At 63.3% G+C, this 14,861-nt stretch carries 15 protein-coding genes; 5 read left to right on the forward strand and 10 right to left on the reverse strand.

Annotated elements, in window-relative coordinates:
- Window positions 1-3: 3 nt before the first annotated feature.
- The 6 genes from lepA to rpoE all read right to left on the reverse strand — a co-directional run bounded on the left by lepA (window position 4) and on the right by rpoE (window position 6,096).
- Window positions 4-1,803: a translation elongation factor 4 gene (gene lepA / locus AACZ17_RS00875; protein WP_290744220.1), complete on the reverse strand. Its 1,800-nt coding sequence runs from the start codon at window positions 1,801-1,803 to the stop codon at window positions 4-6.
- A gap of 115 nt (window positions 1,804-1,918) precedes the next feature.
- Complete coding sequence (locus AACZ17_RS00880) at window positions 1,919-3,319, reverse strand: Do family serine endopeptidase (protein ID WP_290744222.1); 1,401 nt, start codon at window positions 3,317-3,319, stop codon at window positions 1,919-1,921.
- A gap of 31 nt (window positions 3,320-3,350) precedes the next feature.
- Window positions 3,351-3,836, reverse strand: a complete 486-nt coding sequence (locus tag AACZ17_RS00885; RefSeq protein ID WP_290744224.1) for a SoxR reducing system RseC family protein — start codon at window positions 3,834-3,836, stop codon at window positions 3,351-3,353.
- Entirely contained in the window at window positions 3,837-4,790 is a 954-nt protein-coding gene (locus AACZ17_RS00890; RefSeq protein ID WP_290744226.1) for a MucB/RseB C-terminal domain-containing protein, read from the reverse strand. It lies immediately after the preceding gene.
- A 6-nt stretch (window positions 4,791-4,796) separates the two neighbouring features.
- Complete coding sequence (locus tag AACZ17_RS00895) at window positions 4,797-5,399, reverse strand: sigma-E factor negative regulatory protein (protein WP_290744228.1); 603 nt, start codon at window positions 5,397-5,399, stop codon at window positions 4,797-4,799.
- A gap of 112 nt (window positions 5,400-5,511) precedes the next feature.
- Window positions 5,512-6,096, reverse strand: coding sequence for an RNA polymerase sigma factor RpoE (gene rpoE, locus AACZ17_RS00900; RefSeq protein ID WP_290744229.1), 585 nt, complete (start codon window positions 6,094-6,096; stop codon window positions 5,512-5,514).
- A 262-nt stretch (window positions 6,097-6,358) separates the two neighbouring features.
- Here rpoE and nadB point away from each other — a divergent pair, with 262 nt between their 5' ends.
- The 3 genes from nadB (at window position 6,359) to AACZ17_RS00915 (ending at window position 9,045) form a co-directional block, all read left to right on the forward strand.
- Window positions 6,359-7,966: an L-aspartate oxidase gene (gene nadB, locus AACZ17_RS00905; protein ID WP_290744231.1), complete on the forward strand. Its 1,608-nt coding sequence runs from the start codon at window positions 6,359-6,361 to the stop codon at window positions 7,964-7,966.
- 117 nt (window positions 7,967-8,083) lie between these two features.
- Window positions 8,084-8,401 (forward strand): hypothetical protein, encoded by a 318-nt coding sequence (locus AACZ17_RS00910; RefSeq protein WP_290744233.1) that lies wholly within the window; start codon window positions 8,084-8,086, stop codon window positions 8,399-8,401.
- 68 nt (window positions 8,402-8,469) lie between these two features.
- Window positions 8,470-9,045, forward strand: coding sequence for a CBS domain-containing protein (locus tag AACZ17_RS00915; protein ID WP_290744235.1), 576 nt, complete (start codon window positions 8,470-8,472; stop codon window positions 9,043-9,045).
- Between the two features lie 85 nt (window positions 9,046-9,130).
- On the opposite strand, the gene AACZ17_RS00920 is transcribed toward AACZ17_RS00915, so the two are convergent.
- Window positions 9,131-10,690 (reverse strand): arylsulfatase, encoded by a 1,560-nt coding sequence (locus AACZ17_RS00920; RefSeq protein ID WP_339637550.1) that lies wholly within the window; start codon window positions 10,688-10,690, stop codon window positions 9,131-9,133.
- Window positions 10,691-10,744: 54 nt separating this feature from the next.
- On the opposite strand from AACZ17_RS00920, the gene AACZ17_RS00925 reads away from it, so the two are divergent.
- Window positions 10,745-12,442, forward strand: coding sequence for a carboxypeptidase (locus AACZ17_RS00925; RefSeq protein ID WP_290744237.1), 1,698 nt, complete (start codon window positions 10,745-10,747; stop codon window positions 12,440-12,442).
- Here the strand turns inward: AACZ17_RS00925 and AACZ17_RS00930 are convergent.
- Together AACZ17_RS00930 and AACZ17_RS00935 are read right to left on the reverse strand one after the other, a co-directional pair.
- The gene (locus tag AACZ17_RS00930) at window positions 12,439-12,882 is read right to left on the reverse strand and encodes a hypothetical protein (RefSeq protein WP_290744239.1); all 444 of its coding nucleotides are present in this window, start codon (window positions 12,880-12,882) and stop codon (window positions 12,439-12,441) included. The two genes, AACZ17_RS00925 and AACZ17_RS00930, sit on opposite strands and share 4 nt — an antisense overlap.
- The gene (locus tag AACZ17_RS00935) at window positions 12,839-13,099 is read right to left on the reverse strand and encodes a succinate dehydrogenase assembly factor 2 (protein WP_290744241.1); all 261 of its coding nucleotides are present in this window, start codon (window positions 13,097-13,099) and stop codon (window positions 12,839-12,841) included. The genes AACZ17_RS00930 and AACZ17_RS00935 overlap by 44 nt, the downstream gene beginning before the upstream one ends.
- A 110-nt stretch (window positions 13,100-13,209) precedes the next feature.
- Between AACZ17_RS00935 and AACZ17_RS00940 the strand changes: the two genes are divergently transcribed.
- Entirely contained in the window at window positions 13,210-14,181 is a 972-nt protein-coding gene (locus AACZ17_RS00940; protein ID WP_290744243.1) for a hypothetical protein, read from the forward strand.
- On the opposite strand, the gene ung is transcribed toward AACZ17_RS00940, so the two are convergent.
- On the reverse strand, window positions 14,160-14,861 hold the full coding sequence (gene ung, locus AACZ17_RS00945) for a uracil-DNA glycosylase (RefSeq protein ID WP_290744245.1): 702 nt from the start codon (window positions 14,859-14,861) through the stop codon (window positions 14,160-14,162). The genes AACZ17_RS00940 and ung overlap by 22 nt on opposite strands.

The raw sequence follows: 14,861 nt of genomic DNA on the forward strand, positions 1-14,861 counted from the left end.
GTGCTATCCGTCCACCTTGAGCACAGCCAGGAACGCTGACTGCGGTATCTCTACGTTACCCACCTGCTTCATGCGTTTTTTACCCGCCTTCTGCTTCTCCAGCAGCTTTTTCTTGCGACTGGCATCCCCGCCATAGCACTTGGCCGTAACGTTCTTGCGCAGCGCTTTCACGGTCTGTCGGGCGACCACTTTGCCGCCGACCGCCGCCTGGATCGCCACATCAAACATCTGCCGCGGGATCAGTTCCTTCATTTTTTCAGTCAACACCCGGCCCCGGTGCAGAATATGGTCTCGGTGCACAATCACGGCCAGGGCATCCACACGCTCGCCGTTGATCAACACATCCAGCCGCGACAGGCTGGCCGCCTCGAAGCGGTCAAAGCTGTAGTCGAGTGAGGCGTATCCGCGGCTTACCGACTTCAGCCGGTCGAAGAAGTCCAGCACGACCTCCGCCAGCGGAATGTCATAGACCACCGACACCTGGCTTCCCAGGAACAGCATGTCCTTCTGCGTACCCCGCTTCTCGACACAGAGGGTAATGACGTTGCCGAGGTAATCCTGCGGCACGAGGATGTTACAGCGCGCGATGGGCTCGCGCATTTCCTGGATGTCACCGGCTTCGGGCAGGCGCGAGGGGTTGTCCACCTGGACGATTTCGCCGTTTTTCTTGATCACCTCGTAGATCACCGTCGGCGCCGTGGTGATCAGGTCGAGGTCGTATTCCCGCTCCAGCCGCTCCTGGATGATCTCCATGTGCAGCATGCCCAGAAAGCCGCAGCGAAAGCCAAAACCCAGGGCATCGGACGTCTCCGGCTCGTAAAACAGGGAGGCGTCGTTCAGGGTCAGCTTGGCCAGCGCGTCGCGGAAATCCTCGTAGTCATCGGAGGAGATGGTAAAGATGCCGGCGTAGACCTGCGGCTTGATTTTCTTGAAGCCCGGCAAGGCGGGCACGTCGGGATGCTGGGCGTTGACCAGTGTGTCGCCCACCGGCGCGCCCTGGATCTCCTTGATCCCGGCCACCACAAAGCCCACTTCACCCGCCTGCAGGATATCCGTCTCCAGGCGCTTGGGCGTGAAGATGCCGACCCCATCCACCTGATGCACCTTGCGCGTGGACTTGGGCATGATCTTGTCGCGCTTGCGCAGCACGCCCTGCTTGACCCGAACCAGAGACACCACACCGAGGTAATTGTCGAACCAGGAGTCGATGATCAACGCCTGCAGCGGGGCCTCCCGGTCACCTTCCGGCGGCGGGATTTTCTCCACCAGGTATTCCAGCGCATCTTCGATACCCATACCGGATTTGGCGCTGACCAGGCAGGCTTCGGTGGCGTCTATGCCGATGATTTCCTCGATTTCCTTGCGCACCTTGTCGGGGTCTGCCTGGGGGAGGTCCATCTTGTTGAGAATGGGCAGCACCTCAAGGCCCTGCTCAATGGCCGTGTAGCAGTTCGCGACCGACTGCGCTTCCACCCCCTGCCCGGCGTCGACAACCAGCAACGCACCCTCACAGGCAGACAGGGAGCGGGACACCTCATAGGAGAAATCCACGTGTCCGGGCGTATCGATGAAATTGAGCTGATAGACCTGGCCATCGCGCGCGGTGTAGTTGAGGGTGACACTCTGCGCCTTGATGGTGATACCGCGTTCGCGCTCGATATCCATGGAATCGAGCACCTGAGCGCCCATTTCACGGGCGCTCAACCCGCCGCAGTGCTGGATAAAGCGGTCTGCGAGGGTAGATTTGCCGTGGTCGATGTGGGCAATAATGGAAAAATTGCGGATGTGGCTGAGTTCACTCACTCACGTTGCTCGGTCAGGATCATTGGGTGCTGGCGAAAAGACGCGAGATTGTAACCCAATGCCCTCCCTGCCGCCATGCCATCGGCGGAAAGCCGAGGGCATGGCGGCAGTTCGCTCAGTCGCGCAGTTTCAGACCGATGAACAGCGGTGAGCCACGGCGGATCAGCCGCAGGGGGACGGAATCGCCAGCGGAGAGCCGCTTCTCTGCACGCTGGAAACTGTCCACATCCTTCACCGGGCTGGCGCCAAGCATGGTGATCACGTCACCGGGGATCACGCCCGCGTCCGCCGCCACTGAATCGGGCGCCACCTGGCGCACCACCACGCCCCCGGAAAGCCCCAATCGCTCCAGCGCTTCCGGACTGGCATCCTCCACCACCAGCCCCAGGCGCCCTGCTCCGGCGTCGCCGCCGCGCTCGCTGCGCAGGGCAAAACTGTCATCGGCGTCCAGGCCACCCACGGTCACCCGCAGGGTCTTGCGCTTGCGATCGCGCATCACATCTACCGGCACTGTCTTGCCCGGCGCGACCAGACCAACCACGTGCGGCAGGTCCGATGACGTGGGTATATCCTTGCCGTCAAATCGCAATATCACATCACCCGGCTGCAAGCCGGACTTGGCGGCGGGGCCATCCTCGGCGATCTGTGCCACCAGTGCACCCTGCGGCCGATCGAGGCCGAACGACTCAGCCAGCGTTTTGTCCACATCCTGTATGGTGACCCCCAGCCAGCCGCGCGTTACGCGGCCTTTCTCCTGCAGTTGGGCAACCACGTTGCGCACAACACTGGAGGGGATGGCGAAGGAGAGGCCGATAGAGCCACCACTGCGGGTGAAGATCTGGGAATTCACGCCGACCACCTCGCCCTTGAGGTTAAACAGCGGGCCGCCGGAGTTACCCGGGTTGATGGCCACATCGGTCTGTATAAAGGGCACGTAGTTCTCGCCCTCCTCGGTGGGCAGGCTGCGCCCCATGGCACTGACGATGCCCGCCGTGACCGAGTAGTCCAGGCCAAAGGGAGAGCCAATGGCCAGCACCCACTCGCCCACTTTCAGTGAGTCCCCAGCCTCCAGGCGCAGGAATGGCAAATCCTCGGCAGCCACGCGCAGCAAAGCGAGATCCGACCTGGGGTCGGTGCCAACCACCTCGGCCTCGAACTCCCGGCGGTCGATCATGCGCACCAGAACGCTCTCCGCCCCGTCGACCACGTGGTTGTTGGTAACAATGAAGCCATCCTCGGAAATAATGAACCCTGACCCCATCGACATGCGCTGCCGCTGCGGAGGAACGTCGCCGCGGTACTCGAAAAACCGCCGCAAATACTCGGGAATCTGCTCCATATCGGGTTGCCCACTGGCCGCACGGCCCGCGGAGTGCTCCACGATGATCTTGACGACGGCCGGGGAACCTGTGTCCACAATGCGGCTGAAGTCCGGCAGTGACTGCGCAGATACACCCGGCGCCAGCAGCGCGAGGCACAGGAAAAAGGCGGTCGACAAGCTTCTACTCGAGATCATTCGTTCAATCCTTGGTCAGTAAAAACGTTTTTCAGGTCACGTGCAGCGCATGCGCAACACCGGCGCGGCGCAGCGGAGCGCCCATCAGAACGGGCTGCAGGCGGCGGTCATTGCGGTGGCGCCAGGCGTGCCAGCGCACGACCAACAGGCCGATAGCGAAGCCACCCAGCATGCCCAGCCCCGCGGCCAGATCGGGCGACAGGGGCAGCCAGCGCGCCGCCAGGGCGGCCCCCGCGAGCAGGGTGAGCAGCGGCAACATGTAAACCACCAGGGAGCCCCGCACAATGACCTCATCGGGGATACCGATCTCGACTTCATCGTCGATCCGGTATTCCGCGGGAGAAAACTGGCCGGGCAGCACGCGCACCAGGCCAACCTGACCGTCACGGATACGATTCAGCAGCCCATGGCCACAGCCCTTTTGCGCCGCGCAGCTGCCACAGGTGCTGCGGCGGATGGTCTCCACCCACAGGCTGTCTGCCTCAAGTGCGACGACGCGGCCGGTTTCGATCAACATTCAGCGCGCCACCCGGATGGAGTCCGCCACCATACGTGCCGTGTTCACCGGCACCTCGCCGATGACGGTCACCAGCACCGGCTGATCGGCGAGGTGCATGCCGCGCGTGTAGGACAGCGAGCTGCCGAGTCTCGCCAGGCCTTCGCCGGGGCGCAGTTCCCGCGGCAGCTGTTCGAGAAACACGGAGAACACCGCAAGTCCGTCGGTGTAGGTGCGGCGGGGACCGGCGGGATCGACAGTGTCCGTGGCGGTAAATCCGCCGGGCAGCCAGCTCACGGTCCAGGGCACCGTGAGGCGCGCGCCGGCCGCCGGGTAATCGGGATGTGGGTGCGAGGCGGGGTGAATCGTCTCCATCCCCTGCCGCGGCTCAAGCGGCTCACCGTAGCTCAAATCCGCGAACTGGAAGCGCTCAAGCACCTTGTCGCCACGGCCCAGGGTACTGGCGCGCAGCATCAATGCGGTTTCCTTGTCCAGTTCGAGCAGAAACCCGTAGCGGTACATGTCGCGCGGCTGGATTTCCAGCTTGACCGACTGACGGCCCGCGATGCGCTCTCCGGGGCTGAGTTGGAAGCGGTAGTACCCGGCAAGGCCGCAATCACCCGGGTCTACCCGATCTCCCAGGTTCAGCAGGCGCTCTCCGGGGTGCGTGCAGTTGAGCGGGTGATGGGAGCGGATCACCTGGGCACCCTGGCCGGTGAGCCGCGTCAGATGTTCGGATGAGTACCCGTCGGCAAGTGAGCGGGCCACCTGCACGACCTGCATATCGTCGCCGCGCTGCAGCGTGACAACGCCGTGATAGGCCACCTCGCTGTGGCTTCGGGCCATACGGGCCAGCCAGTCAAGCGCTTCGGTATCAACCTCAGAGCAGGCCGCGCGTTGCGCGGCGGCACTTGACGCACCGAGCAACAGCCCACAGACAAGACTGGAAGCAAGCAACCAGTTCAGGCACTTCACGCGGGTTTACTCCTCGATCTGGGGAACGCGCGCAAACGGAATCAGGCCCTGCGGGGAATTGAGTGCTGCGTGCTCCGCGTGCTCCTGCATGTACTGATACATGCGCTGACGCGCCAGCTCGCGATAGGCTGTGCGTGCCGCCGGCTCCAGCTGCGGAACAGCCTGTGCGCCGTAGCTCGCGCGCATCGGCACAGCACCGAGGCTATTGACAAAGCCCACGGCCGAAACGCCACTGGCGGCCACCGGCGTGCTGGCGGCATCGGGGCTTCCCGCCTGGTACAGCTGCTGCCCCCCCAGCACAACCACTGCGGTGACCGAGGCGGCTACCGCAAGGCTGGCCAGGGGCCGCAGCCAGCGCTCGCGCAGGCCGGAACGGGGCTCTCCTGCGCCCGCCTCAGCGGCGAGGGCAGCGCTGACACTGCGGGAAATATCCAGCCCGGCATGGCCGACGGGCTGCCCTGCCATCACCGATCGGGCGACCTGGTAGCGCACCCAGGTCTGGCGCAACTCGGCGTTGTGCTCAAGTTCGCCCAGTACGCGATGCAGTTCCAGTTCCGTCGCTTCGTCGTCCATCAATGCCGAGAGAGACTCACGCAGTTGTTCTGTCATTACCCACATCCTCTGCCTGTTGTACCGGCTCTGTCAGTTACTTCAAATACACGGGGGCAGTTCGCACATTGCCCTGCCCGACCTGCCTGCTGTGCTGTGGCGCCGCCTGCCATCACGCCACACCGTCGATCTGCTGGCGGACCTGCCGGTCTATCGCCTCCCGGGCGCGGAAGATGCGTGATCGCACCGTGCCGACAGGACAGTCCATGATCTCCGCGATATCCTCATAACTGAGACCATCAAACTCGCGCAAAGTTACCGCGGTGCGTAAATCATCCGGCAATTCGGCAATGGCCCGGTCGACAACCTGCTTGAGCTCCTCGCCGAAGAGCGCGCTTTCGGGTGTCTCGATCTCGCGCAGCGCCGCGCCGCCTTCAAAGTACTCCGCATCATCGATCTCGACATCGGAACCCGGTGGCCGCCTCGAGCGTGCCACAAGATGATTCTTCGCCGTGTTGATGGCTATCCTGTACAGCCAGGTATAAAACGCGCTGTCGCCACGAAACCGCGGCAGCGCCCTGTAGGCCTTGATGAACGCTTCCTGCGCCACATCCTGCACTTCATCGGCGTCGTGCACATAGCGGCTGATCAGGCTGAAAATCTTGTGCTGGTATTTCAGCACCAGCACATCGAATGCCCGCAAATCGCCCTTCTGTACTCGCGCCACGAGTTGCTGGTCGGTCTCTGCCGCTGTCACTCCGTGACTCCTTTCCTGCTCAACGCCAGCATTTCACTGCTGCGAACCGGCGGCCCGGTAGCGACCACTATTTGGACAATCACACTCACGCCACGATGCCTGTAAGAGGGGCTGTTGCCCAAAAAGTTCCACAATGGTGTATTTCCTTAATCCGGGATACCTCGTTTATACTCGTCATCCCGGTGACCTGCTGTAAGCTGTGTTACGTAAGTTATTGAGCAACATAATATATTTCACATCCTGAGGCAGCAAGCACCCACTCATGTCCGCCACTTCCCTGCAACACGATGTCCTGATCATTGGCGGCGGCGCTGCCGGACTCAGCGCCGCGCTGCGCCTGCCTGGCCATTTGCGGGTCGCCCTGGTCTGCAAGGGAGACCTCAATGAGGGTTCAACCTACTGGGCCCAGGGCGGGATGGCCGCCGTACTGGATTCGTCGGATACCGTGGATTCGCACGTCGCCGACACCCTGGTCGCGGGCGCCGGCCTGTGCAACCACGAGGCCGTGCACTTCACCGTCAGCCACAGTCGCCGCTGTGTCGAGTGGCTGGTGGAGCAGGGTGTGGACTTCGACCTGCGACACGGCGCGTCAAGCGAGTTTCACCTCGCCATGGAGGGTGGACACAGTCACCGGCGCATTATCCACGCAGCTGATCGCACCGGTCGAGCAATTTCTGAGGTACTGACCGAGCGCGTGCTTGCCGCGGACAACATCGATGTGTTCCCCCACCGGGTCGCCGTAGACCTGGTCACCCACGGGGGGCGCTGCGAGGGCGCCTATATCCTCGACCGCGAACGCGACCGTGTCGACCTGTTCCAGGCCCGGGCCGTAGTGCTGGCCACCGGCGGTGCAAGCAAGGCCTACCTGTATACGAGTAATCCCGACGGCGCCAGCGGTGACGGCATTGCCATGGCGTGGCGCGCGGGCTGTCGCGTTGCGAACCTGGAATTCAACCAGTTCCACCCCACCTGCCTCTACCATCCCAAAGCGAAGTCTTTCCTGATTACCGAGGCGATTCGCGGCGAAGGCGGAAAACTGCGGCTGCCGGACGGCAGCCAGTTCATGCACAATTTCGATCCCCGCGCGGAGCTGGCGCCGCGGGATATCGTGGCCCGGGCCATCGACCACGAGATGAAGCGACTGGGCGTGGACTGTGTGTTTCTCGACATATCACACAAGCCGCGCGCCTTCCTCGAAGAGCACTTCCCGACCATCACCAGCCGCTGCATGGAGCTGGGTATCGACATCGCACGCGAACCCATTCCGGTGGTACCCGCTGCACACTACACCTGTGGAGGTGTCATCGTGGACACCGCCGGCCGCAGCGATGTGAGCGGGCTCTACGTGATTGGCGAGGCCTCCTGTACAGGCCTGCACGGTGCCAACCGCATGGCCAGTAATTCATTGCTGGAGTGCATTGTCTTTGCCGAGTCCGCCGCCGCGGATATCGCCGCCACCATCGCGGCCTGCCCCGATCCGCGGCCCGCCCCACCCTGGGACGAGAGCCAGGTAACGGATTCCGACGAGGACGTGGTGATCTCGCACAACTGGGACGAACTGCGGCGGTTCATGTGGGATTACGTGGGCATCGTGCGCACCAACAAACGCCTGGCGCGTGCGGAGCATCGCATCCGGCTGCTGCAGGATGAAATCAACGAGTATTACAGCAACTACAAGGTCAGCAATGACCTGCTCGAACTGCGCAACCTGGCGATGGTCGCGGAACTGATGATCCGTTGCGCGCAGGCACGCAAGGAAAGCCGTGGCCTGCACTACACCCTCGACTACCCGGAACTGCTGGAGCAGGCAGAGGACACCGTGCTCATACCCCACGCACCGGCCGCCGGTATGCCGTCCAGCGCCCGCTGAGGCGCGCTGCGCCAGCGGCCGCCGTGCAGGGAAACCTGTATTAATACCGTTATTCCCGCTGAGAGCACGCACGACATCGGGTGTACCGTTTTACCGGTGGTTGAGGGGTGTTGGCCAATGCAGGGCATTCACAACGCAAACAGGCAGTGGCTGAAGGGGCTGGCTCCCCTGTTCTTCCTGCTCATCTGCGCCCTCGGTAGCGCACTGAGTTCAGTGGCTGCGACGAACGACACCGGAGCGGGCCTGGCAAGCTACGGTGACATCATCGACACCTCGCTGTTCGAGGACAGCAAAGGCGAGCCGGCACTGCCCGGTCGCGCAGTCACCGCGCTGGTCGATACCGGATACCACGTTGCTGCCTGCACCGCCCTGCGCAGACCGGCCACTGCACACCCCTATCCCCCCCAAAACCCCAGGGCTCCGCCCGTTCGCTGAATCTCTCCGTCACCCTTTTTTCTGACACAACAAGGGTCCACGCTCGCGTGTGCCCCGGGAGATATTCAATGGACGCTTACAAATCACTGCACACACTGCCGCTGACCGAGGTCAAACGCATTCACCAGCCCGAACTGCCGCGCGATCTGCAGCCTTCCAGCCCGGCCAGTAAAGCCCTGCTGGATTTTGACTTCACCGCGCCCCCACTGCTGGAAAGCAACACCGGTATTGCCGAAGCCCTGATGCTGCTGGACCGCGAGCACGCCAGCCTGAAACTGGTCATCAACATGGATGAACAGTTGAAAGGCATTATCACGCGCCGTGACCTGGTCTCATCGCGGCTCATGCAGGTGGCTGTTGCCACCGGCAAGGTGCGCCAGGACCTGACGGTAGGCGACGTCATGACGCCCTGCTCAACGCTGCAGGGCGTGCGGCATGACCAGGTGTTGCACGCCAACGTTGGCAGGATTCTGCAGACCATGCAGCACCTTGGCCAGGACTACCTGATGGTGATTGCCAATGACGGCGTGAGCCTGCGCGGCCTGCTGGATGCGCGACAGATCGCCCGGCGACTACAGGTTGACTATCAGGATCGCATCCAGGCCCGCTCTTTCGCCGACATCTGCGAAGCCCTGCTGCACTAGCGCCGGCCAGGGCGGGCCCGAAGCACAGGCTCAGCTCGGACCCGGCGCAGGCCGGGGGATAGCGCTCAGCGAATCAGCGTCTGGCTCAGCCGCCTGCCGCCTGCGCGGCGGTGGCGCGCATCTGCTGCATTTGCTGCATCTGTTGCATGATGCGGTCAATCGTGAAACTCGCCGTCGGCTGCCGCGGCGGGAAATCGCGGAACGTGGCCAGCCACTTGCCAACCTCCTGCTGCACCGGCACGAACAACCACAGCTGATCGGCAAAGAAGCGCGAGTACAGGCCGGAATCGATGGACGTTTCATAGGGGTCGCTGCGCAGGTTGATGATGCGCGGGAAATTCAGCGCCTCGCGCGGGCCGCTCCAGCCCTGCATGGCCCAGGCGAAATGCAGCTTCCAGTCGCCCCAGCGCAGCGCATTGAAGTTGGCGTTGTCGTCAAAGTAGAACAGGTTGTTGCGCCTGCCGGGGCCCTTGCCAGCCAGCAGTTCCGTCTGGTCGTAGCCGTCGAGATAGACCTTGAAGGTCTTGTTGCCCGCGCGATGTCCGCGCAGCAGTTTGTCCTTGATGTCGGGTTCACCCACGGCGGTCAGCAGCGTGGGCAGCCAGTCGAGGTGGGAGAAGATATCGTTGATGATGGTTCCCGGCTGGACCACACCAGGCCAGCGGATCATTGCCGGCACCCGGAAGCCCCCTTCCCAGGTAGAACCCTTCTCACCGCGAAACGGCTCAACACCCCCGTCCGGGTAGGTATTGGTTTGCGCACCGTTATCCGTCGAGTAGATCACGATCGTGTTGTCGGCGATGCCCATCGCGTCCAGGGTGTCCAACAGCTGCCCGACGTGGTCGTCGTGCTCCATCAGGCCATCCGCGTACAAACCGTAACCGGATGCGCCGTCCCACTTCGGCGCCAGGCGCGTCCAGTTGTGCATGCGCGTGGCATTGAACCAGACAAAAAACGGTTTCTCGTCGCGCTGCGCGCGGCTCATAAAATCGATCGCCGCATCGGTGAACTCCTGGTCCACCGTTTCCATGCGCTTGCGGCTCAAGGGACCGGTGTCCTCAATGCGGCCATCCGCATAGGAACGGATCACACCGCGCGGTGCAAAGCGTTTGCGGAACTCCGGGTCTTTCGGATAGAAATACGTCTCAGGTTCTTCCTCGGCATTCAGATGGTAGAGGTTGCCGAAGAACTCGTCGAAGCCGTGATTGCTGGGCAGGAACTCGTCCTTGTCGCCAAGGTGGTTCTTGCCGAACTGACCGGTGGCATAGCCATGTGGCTTGAGCAGTTCCGCAATGGTGGGGTCCTCAGCCTGCAGGCCGATTTCTGCGCCCGGCATGCCCACCTTCAGCAGCCCCGTACGCAGGGGGTGCTGGCCGGTGATGAATGCGGAGCGCCCGGCGGTGCAGCTCTGCTCACCGTAGTAGTCGGTAAAACGCGCGCCCTGCTGCGCGATGCGGTCGATATTCGGCGTACTGCCACCGAGCATACCCTGATGGTAGGCGCTGAGATTGGACCAGCCGATATCGTCCCCCCAGATCACCAGAATATTGGGTTTCTGGCCGGCCGCGACCACTGTGCCCGCACCCAGCAGGAGCAGCGTCGCGCACAGGTGCAGCCAGCTGCGAAGCAGATTACGCATAGTCATCCTTATTATCCTGTCAAACACTGGACATCCATTAGGACACGACAGGCCTCCGCGATGCCACTGCAACGGCGGAATGACCTCGGCAGGGCACAAATACCCAAACCCGCAGCCTACCCGCTGCCCACCCACGCCACCGCTTTGGAACCCGCCGCTGTCACCCTTGCGCGCCGCGCAGGACTTGCTACGCTACGCCCGCCCATTGCCGAGGAAGGCCACATGACCCCCTGCCACATCAGCCTGCGATCCCTGCTGGCAACACTCTGTTTCAGTGCCGTCCTGCTGCTGACCCCGCCGCCGGCGGCCGCTGATGACAGCGCAGGCACGACCAGTAAAACCCAAGCTGTACCGGCACCCCTGCACGTCGAAACCAGCGGGCGGGTGCGTATCGACGGCAGGAACATCGACTATCGCGCAACTGCCGGCACACTGGAGATGAAGAATGACGACGGCGAGGTAATCGCGCACTACGGCTACACGGCCTACGTGCGGACAGGCACAGACAAGCGCAGCCGCCCCCTGCTGTTCGCCTACAACGGCGGGCCCGGTTCCGCCTCGATGTGGCTGCACATGGGCATTCTCGGGCCGCAGCGCACCGTGGTTGAAGACACCGCCTTCAGCACCCGGGGGCCCTTTCGCTACACCAACAATGAACACAGTATTCTCGACAAGGCTGATCTGGTCATGATCGACCCCGTCGGCACAGGATTCTCACGCGCCGTCGGCAAGGGCAAGGGTGAAGACTTCTGGGGCGTCAGCAAGGATATCCAGACAGTCTCCGACTTTATCGCGCGCTACATTACGGCAAACGGCCGCTGGACGTCTCCCAAGTATCTGCTCGGGGAGAGCTACGGCGGCACTCGCAGCGGCGGTGTGGCCTGGGATCTGCTCAACCGGCACAGCATTGCGCTGGACGGGGTGGTGCTGGTCTCACCCTACATGGACTACATCGCCGGCAGCGCGGGCAGCCCGAACGACCTGCCCTATGTAAACTACCTGTCCACGTTTGCCGCCACGGCCTGGTATCACGGCGTCAGCGAATTTCGCCCCGAGTCGCTGGAAACGATGATTGAAGAGGCCGAGCGCTTCGCGCTGGAGCAGTACGCGCCGCTGCTGCTGCAGGGCAACGCCGCCAGCGCCGCGGCGCGCGAGGAGGTGCTGCGCGGCCTGCAGCGACTCACCGGCATCAGCGCGGATTACTGGGAGCGGGCCAACCTGCGCATCGATGAGGCGCGCTTCGCCAAGGAATTGCTGCGCAGCCAGCGCAAAACTGTTGGTCGCATCGACTCCCGCTTTGTCGGCGACGGGATCAATCATGTGGCCGAAGACTTCATGTATGATCCCTTTTTCCCCGCCGTCGGCCCGGCCTTTGTCGCCACATTCAACGACTACTATCGCGAGGTGGTCGGGGTGAAGACTGACCTCACCTACATCACCTCGGCAGACCTCTGGCAGGCGTGGAGCCAGGAACACACCCATCCGGGCCCGGTGGGCACGCAGCCCGTCGCCAACACGGCGGTGGATCTGGCCTTTGCAATGACCCAGAACCCCAATATGCGCGTGCTGGTGCAGCAGGGCTACTACGACCTGGCCACCCCACTGGGTGCCACGCGCCATTTCCTGCGACATATGGATCTGCCGGAGAAGCTGCGCGGCAATATCAGCGAAGCGTACTACGAGGCGGGACACATGATGTACCTGCACCCTCCGTCCCTGCAACGCTTCAAGGCTGATCTCGCACACTTCATCCGTTAGCGGACACGCGCTGCGCGAGGGCGGTAGACGAGCCACCAGCGGCGCAGTGCGCGGTAGTCGGCGTCATCAAAGTCAGCGCCCCAGAGCCACAGATAGTGGCGTCGGCGGCTGCCCAGCGGCACCCAGGCCAGTACGCAGACACGCGGCAGCAGGACAGCATCCGGCTCAAAAGCGACCGGTGCCAAAGGGCTGCGGCAAGGGCCGCTCAACCAGCACTGCTGCGCATGGATCTCCAGGCGCCAGCGGTAACTGGGCCGCGGCATGCCCACCCGGGCAATGACCGCCCAGGCGGGTAACGCCGCCAGCGCATACACCCCATACCCGCGCGTGGCCACCTCGGCGATGGCCAGCAGAAGCAGCAGGCAGAGCAGACGCCAGCAGGGTTGTGGTCGACGGTCAGTCCAGGTCAGGACGAGTGAAGGTGAGTATGCTGCGAACAATGGCGGCCAGCTCCGGATCCTCGGGCACCTCCCGGCGCAGGAACCAGCCAAACAATTCCTGATCCTCGCAGAGCATCAGTTGACGGTAGCGTTCCCGATCGACGGCATCGAGCTGCGGGTAGCACTGGTTGACGAATGGCTCCAGCACAAGATCGAGCTCCAGCATTCCGCGACGGCTGGCCCAGCGCATGGGATTATGGTCTTCCGTGTCGAGCATGACAGCTCCCATTGGGTACGCAAACATCAAAAGCCGCTATTATAGCCCGTCGTCGCCACGCGCGGCCAAGCCGTGGCCCCAGTACACAGACAGGAGGTGCAAAGCATACCGTGACAGACCAACACAGCCCCGACTGCCCCCAGAGCAAGCGACTGCTGACGCCCCTGGCTTCCGAAGCGTTGCTGGAAGTTAGCGGGCCCGATGCCGTGAGTTTCCTGCACAACCAGGCCAGCTGCGACATTCGGCAGCTCGCATCGGACGCCGCCTGTTACGGTACTTTCTGCAACCCGCAGGGCCGCGTGCTCGCCGATTTCGTCGCTCTCGCCACGGCACCCGATACGCTGCTGCTGCGCCTGCGCGCGGAGATACTCGAGCGCACACTGGACAACCTGCGTCGCTTCGCCGTGTTTTCCAAGGTACAGCTGCGCAACGCGAGCGAGGACTGGCAGCTGCTGGGGATTCAGGGGCGGGAGCTGGCCAGCGCGTTGGGCGCGCGGCTCCCGGCGTTTCCTGCAGCCCCACTGATCTGGACGCACAGTGCAGACGCCATTGCCCTGCGAACCACGGGCGATCCCGACGCCGTGGAACTCTGGGTGCGCAGCGCCGCTGCGAGCGAGTTGCTCAGCGCACTCAAGGCACAGTTCGCCCTGCAGGCGGATGAAAGCGCCTGGCAGGCCGCCACCCTGCGACAGGGTGTCGCGCGGCTGTCTGCCGCAACCAGCGGCGAGTTCCTGCCGCAACAGCTGAATTACGACCTCATCGGCCACATCAACTTTCGCAAGGGCTGTTACCCCGGGCAGGAAGTGATTGCACGCATGCACTACAAGGGCAAGGCGAAGCGCCGCATGCTGCTTATGACAGCGCCTGCTGGCACTGCGCTGCGCGCGGGTGATGCACTGTACCGGGCCGGCCAGGCGCAGCCCGCCGGCACGGTCATCAATGCCGCGCGTCCGGACAGTGGCGCACAGCTGGTCCTGGTATCCACGACCGAGACCGCAGTGGAGGACGGGCTGCTCACCGCGGCCGAAAAGGGCACCGCACTGGCGCTTCTGCCGCTTCCCTATGCAGTGCCTTTTGGCTGAGGTGGCAGCTCCCAGTCGATGGGCGGCTGTCCTTGCCGAGCCAGCCAGGTGTTGGCCGCGCTGAAATGACCGCAGCCAATAAAGCCACGGTGCGCGCTGAGTGGCGAGGGATGGGGCGCGGTCAGTACGCAGTGGCGATCGCGGTCAATGGCCGCGCCCTTGCGCTGGGCATAACTGCCCCAGAGCATGAACACAACGCCGCGGCAGTGGCGGTTGACCAGGTCCACCACGCAGTCGGTAAAGGTTTCCCAGCCCTTGCCCTGATGTGAGGCTGCGCGGCCCGCAGCGACGGTCAACACGCTGTTCAGCAGCAGGACTCCCTGATCTGCCCAGGGAATGAGGCAGCCCTGCTGCGGGCGCGGTATGCCCAGGTCTCGTTCCAGTTCCTTGAAGATATTCTGCAGCGACGGTGGCAGCGCAACGCCAGGACGCACAGAAAAGCACAGGCCGTGGGCCTGGCCGGGGCCATGATAAGGGTCCTGCCCCAGTATCACGACCCGTGTGCGCTCCAGCGGGGTGTGCGCAAAGGCGTTGAATATCTCGGCGCCCGGCGGGAACACCTGTACACCGGCAGCCTTTTCCGCCTGCAGGAAAGCGCGGAGTCCGCGCATGTAGGGCTTTTCAAACTCCGGGGCCAGATGCCTGAGCCAGCTCGCTTCAAGCTGTACACGCGAGGCCAC

This window comes from uncultured Haliea sp., assembly GCF_963973825.1.
GTDB lineage: Bacteria > Pseudomonadota > Gammaproteobacteria > Pseudomonadales > Halieaceae > Haliea.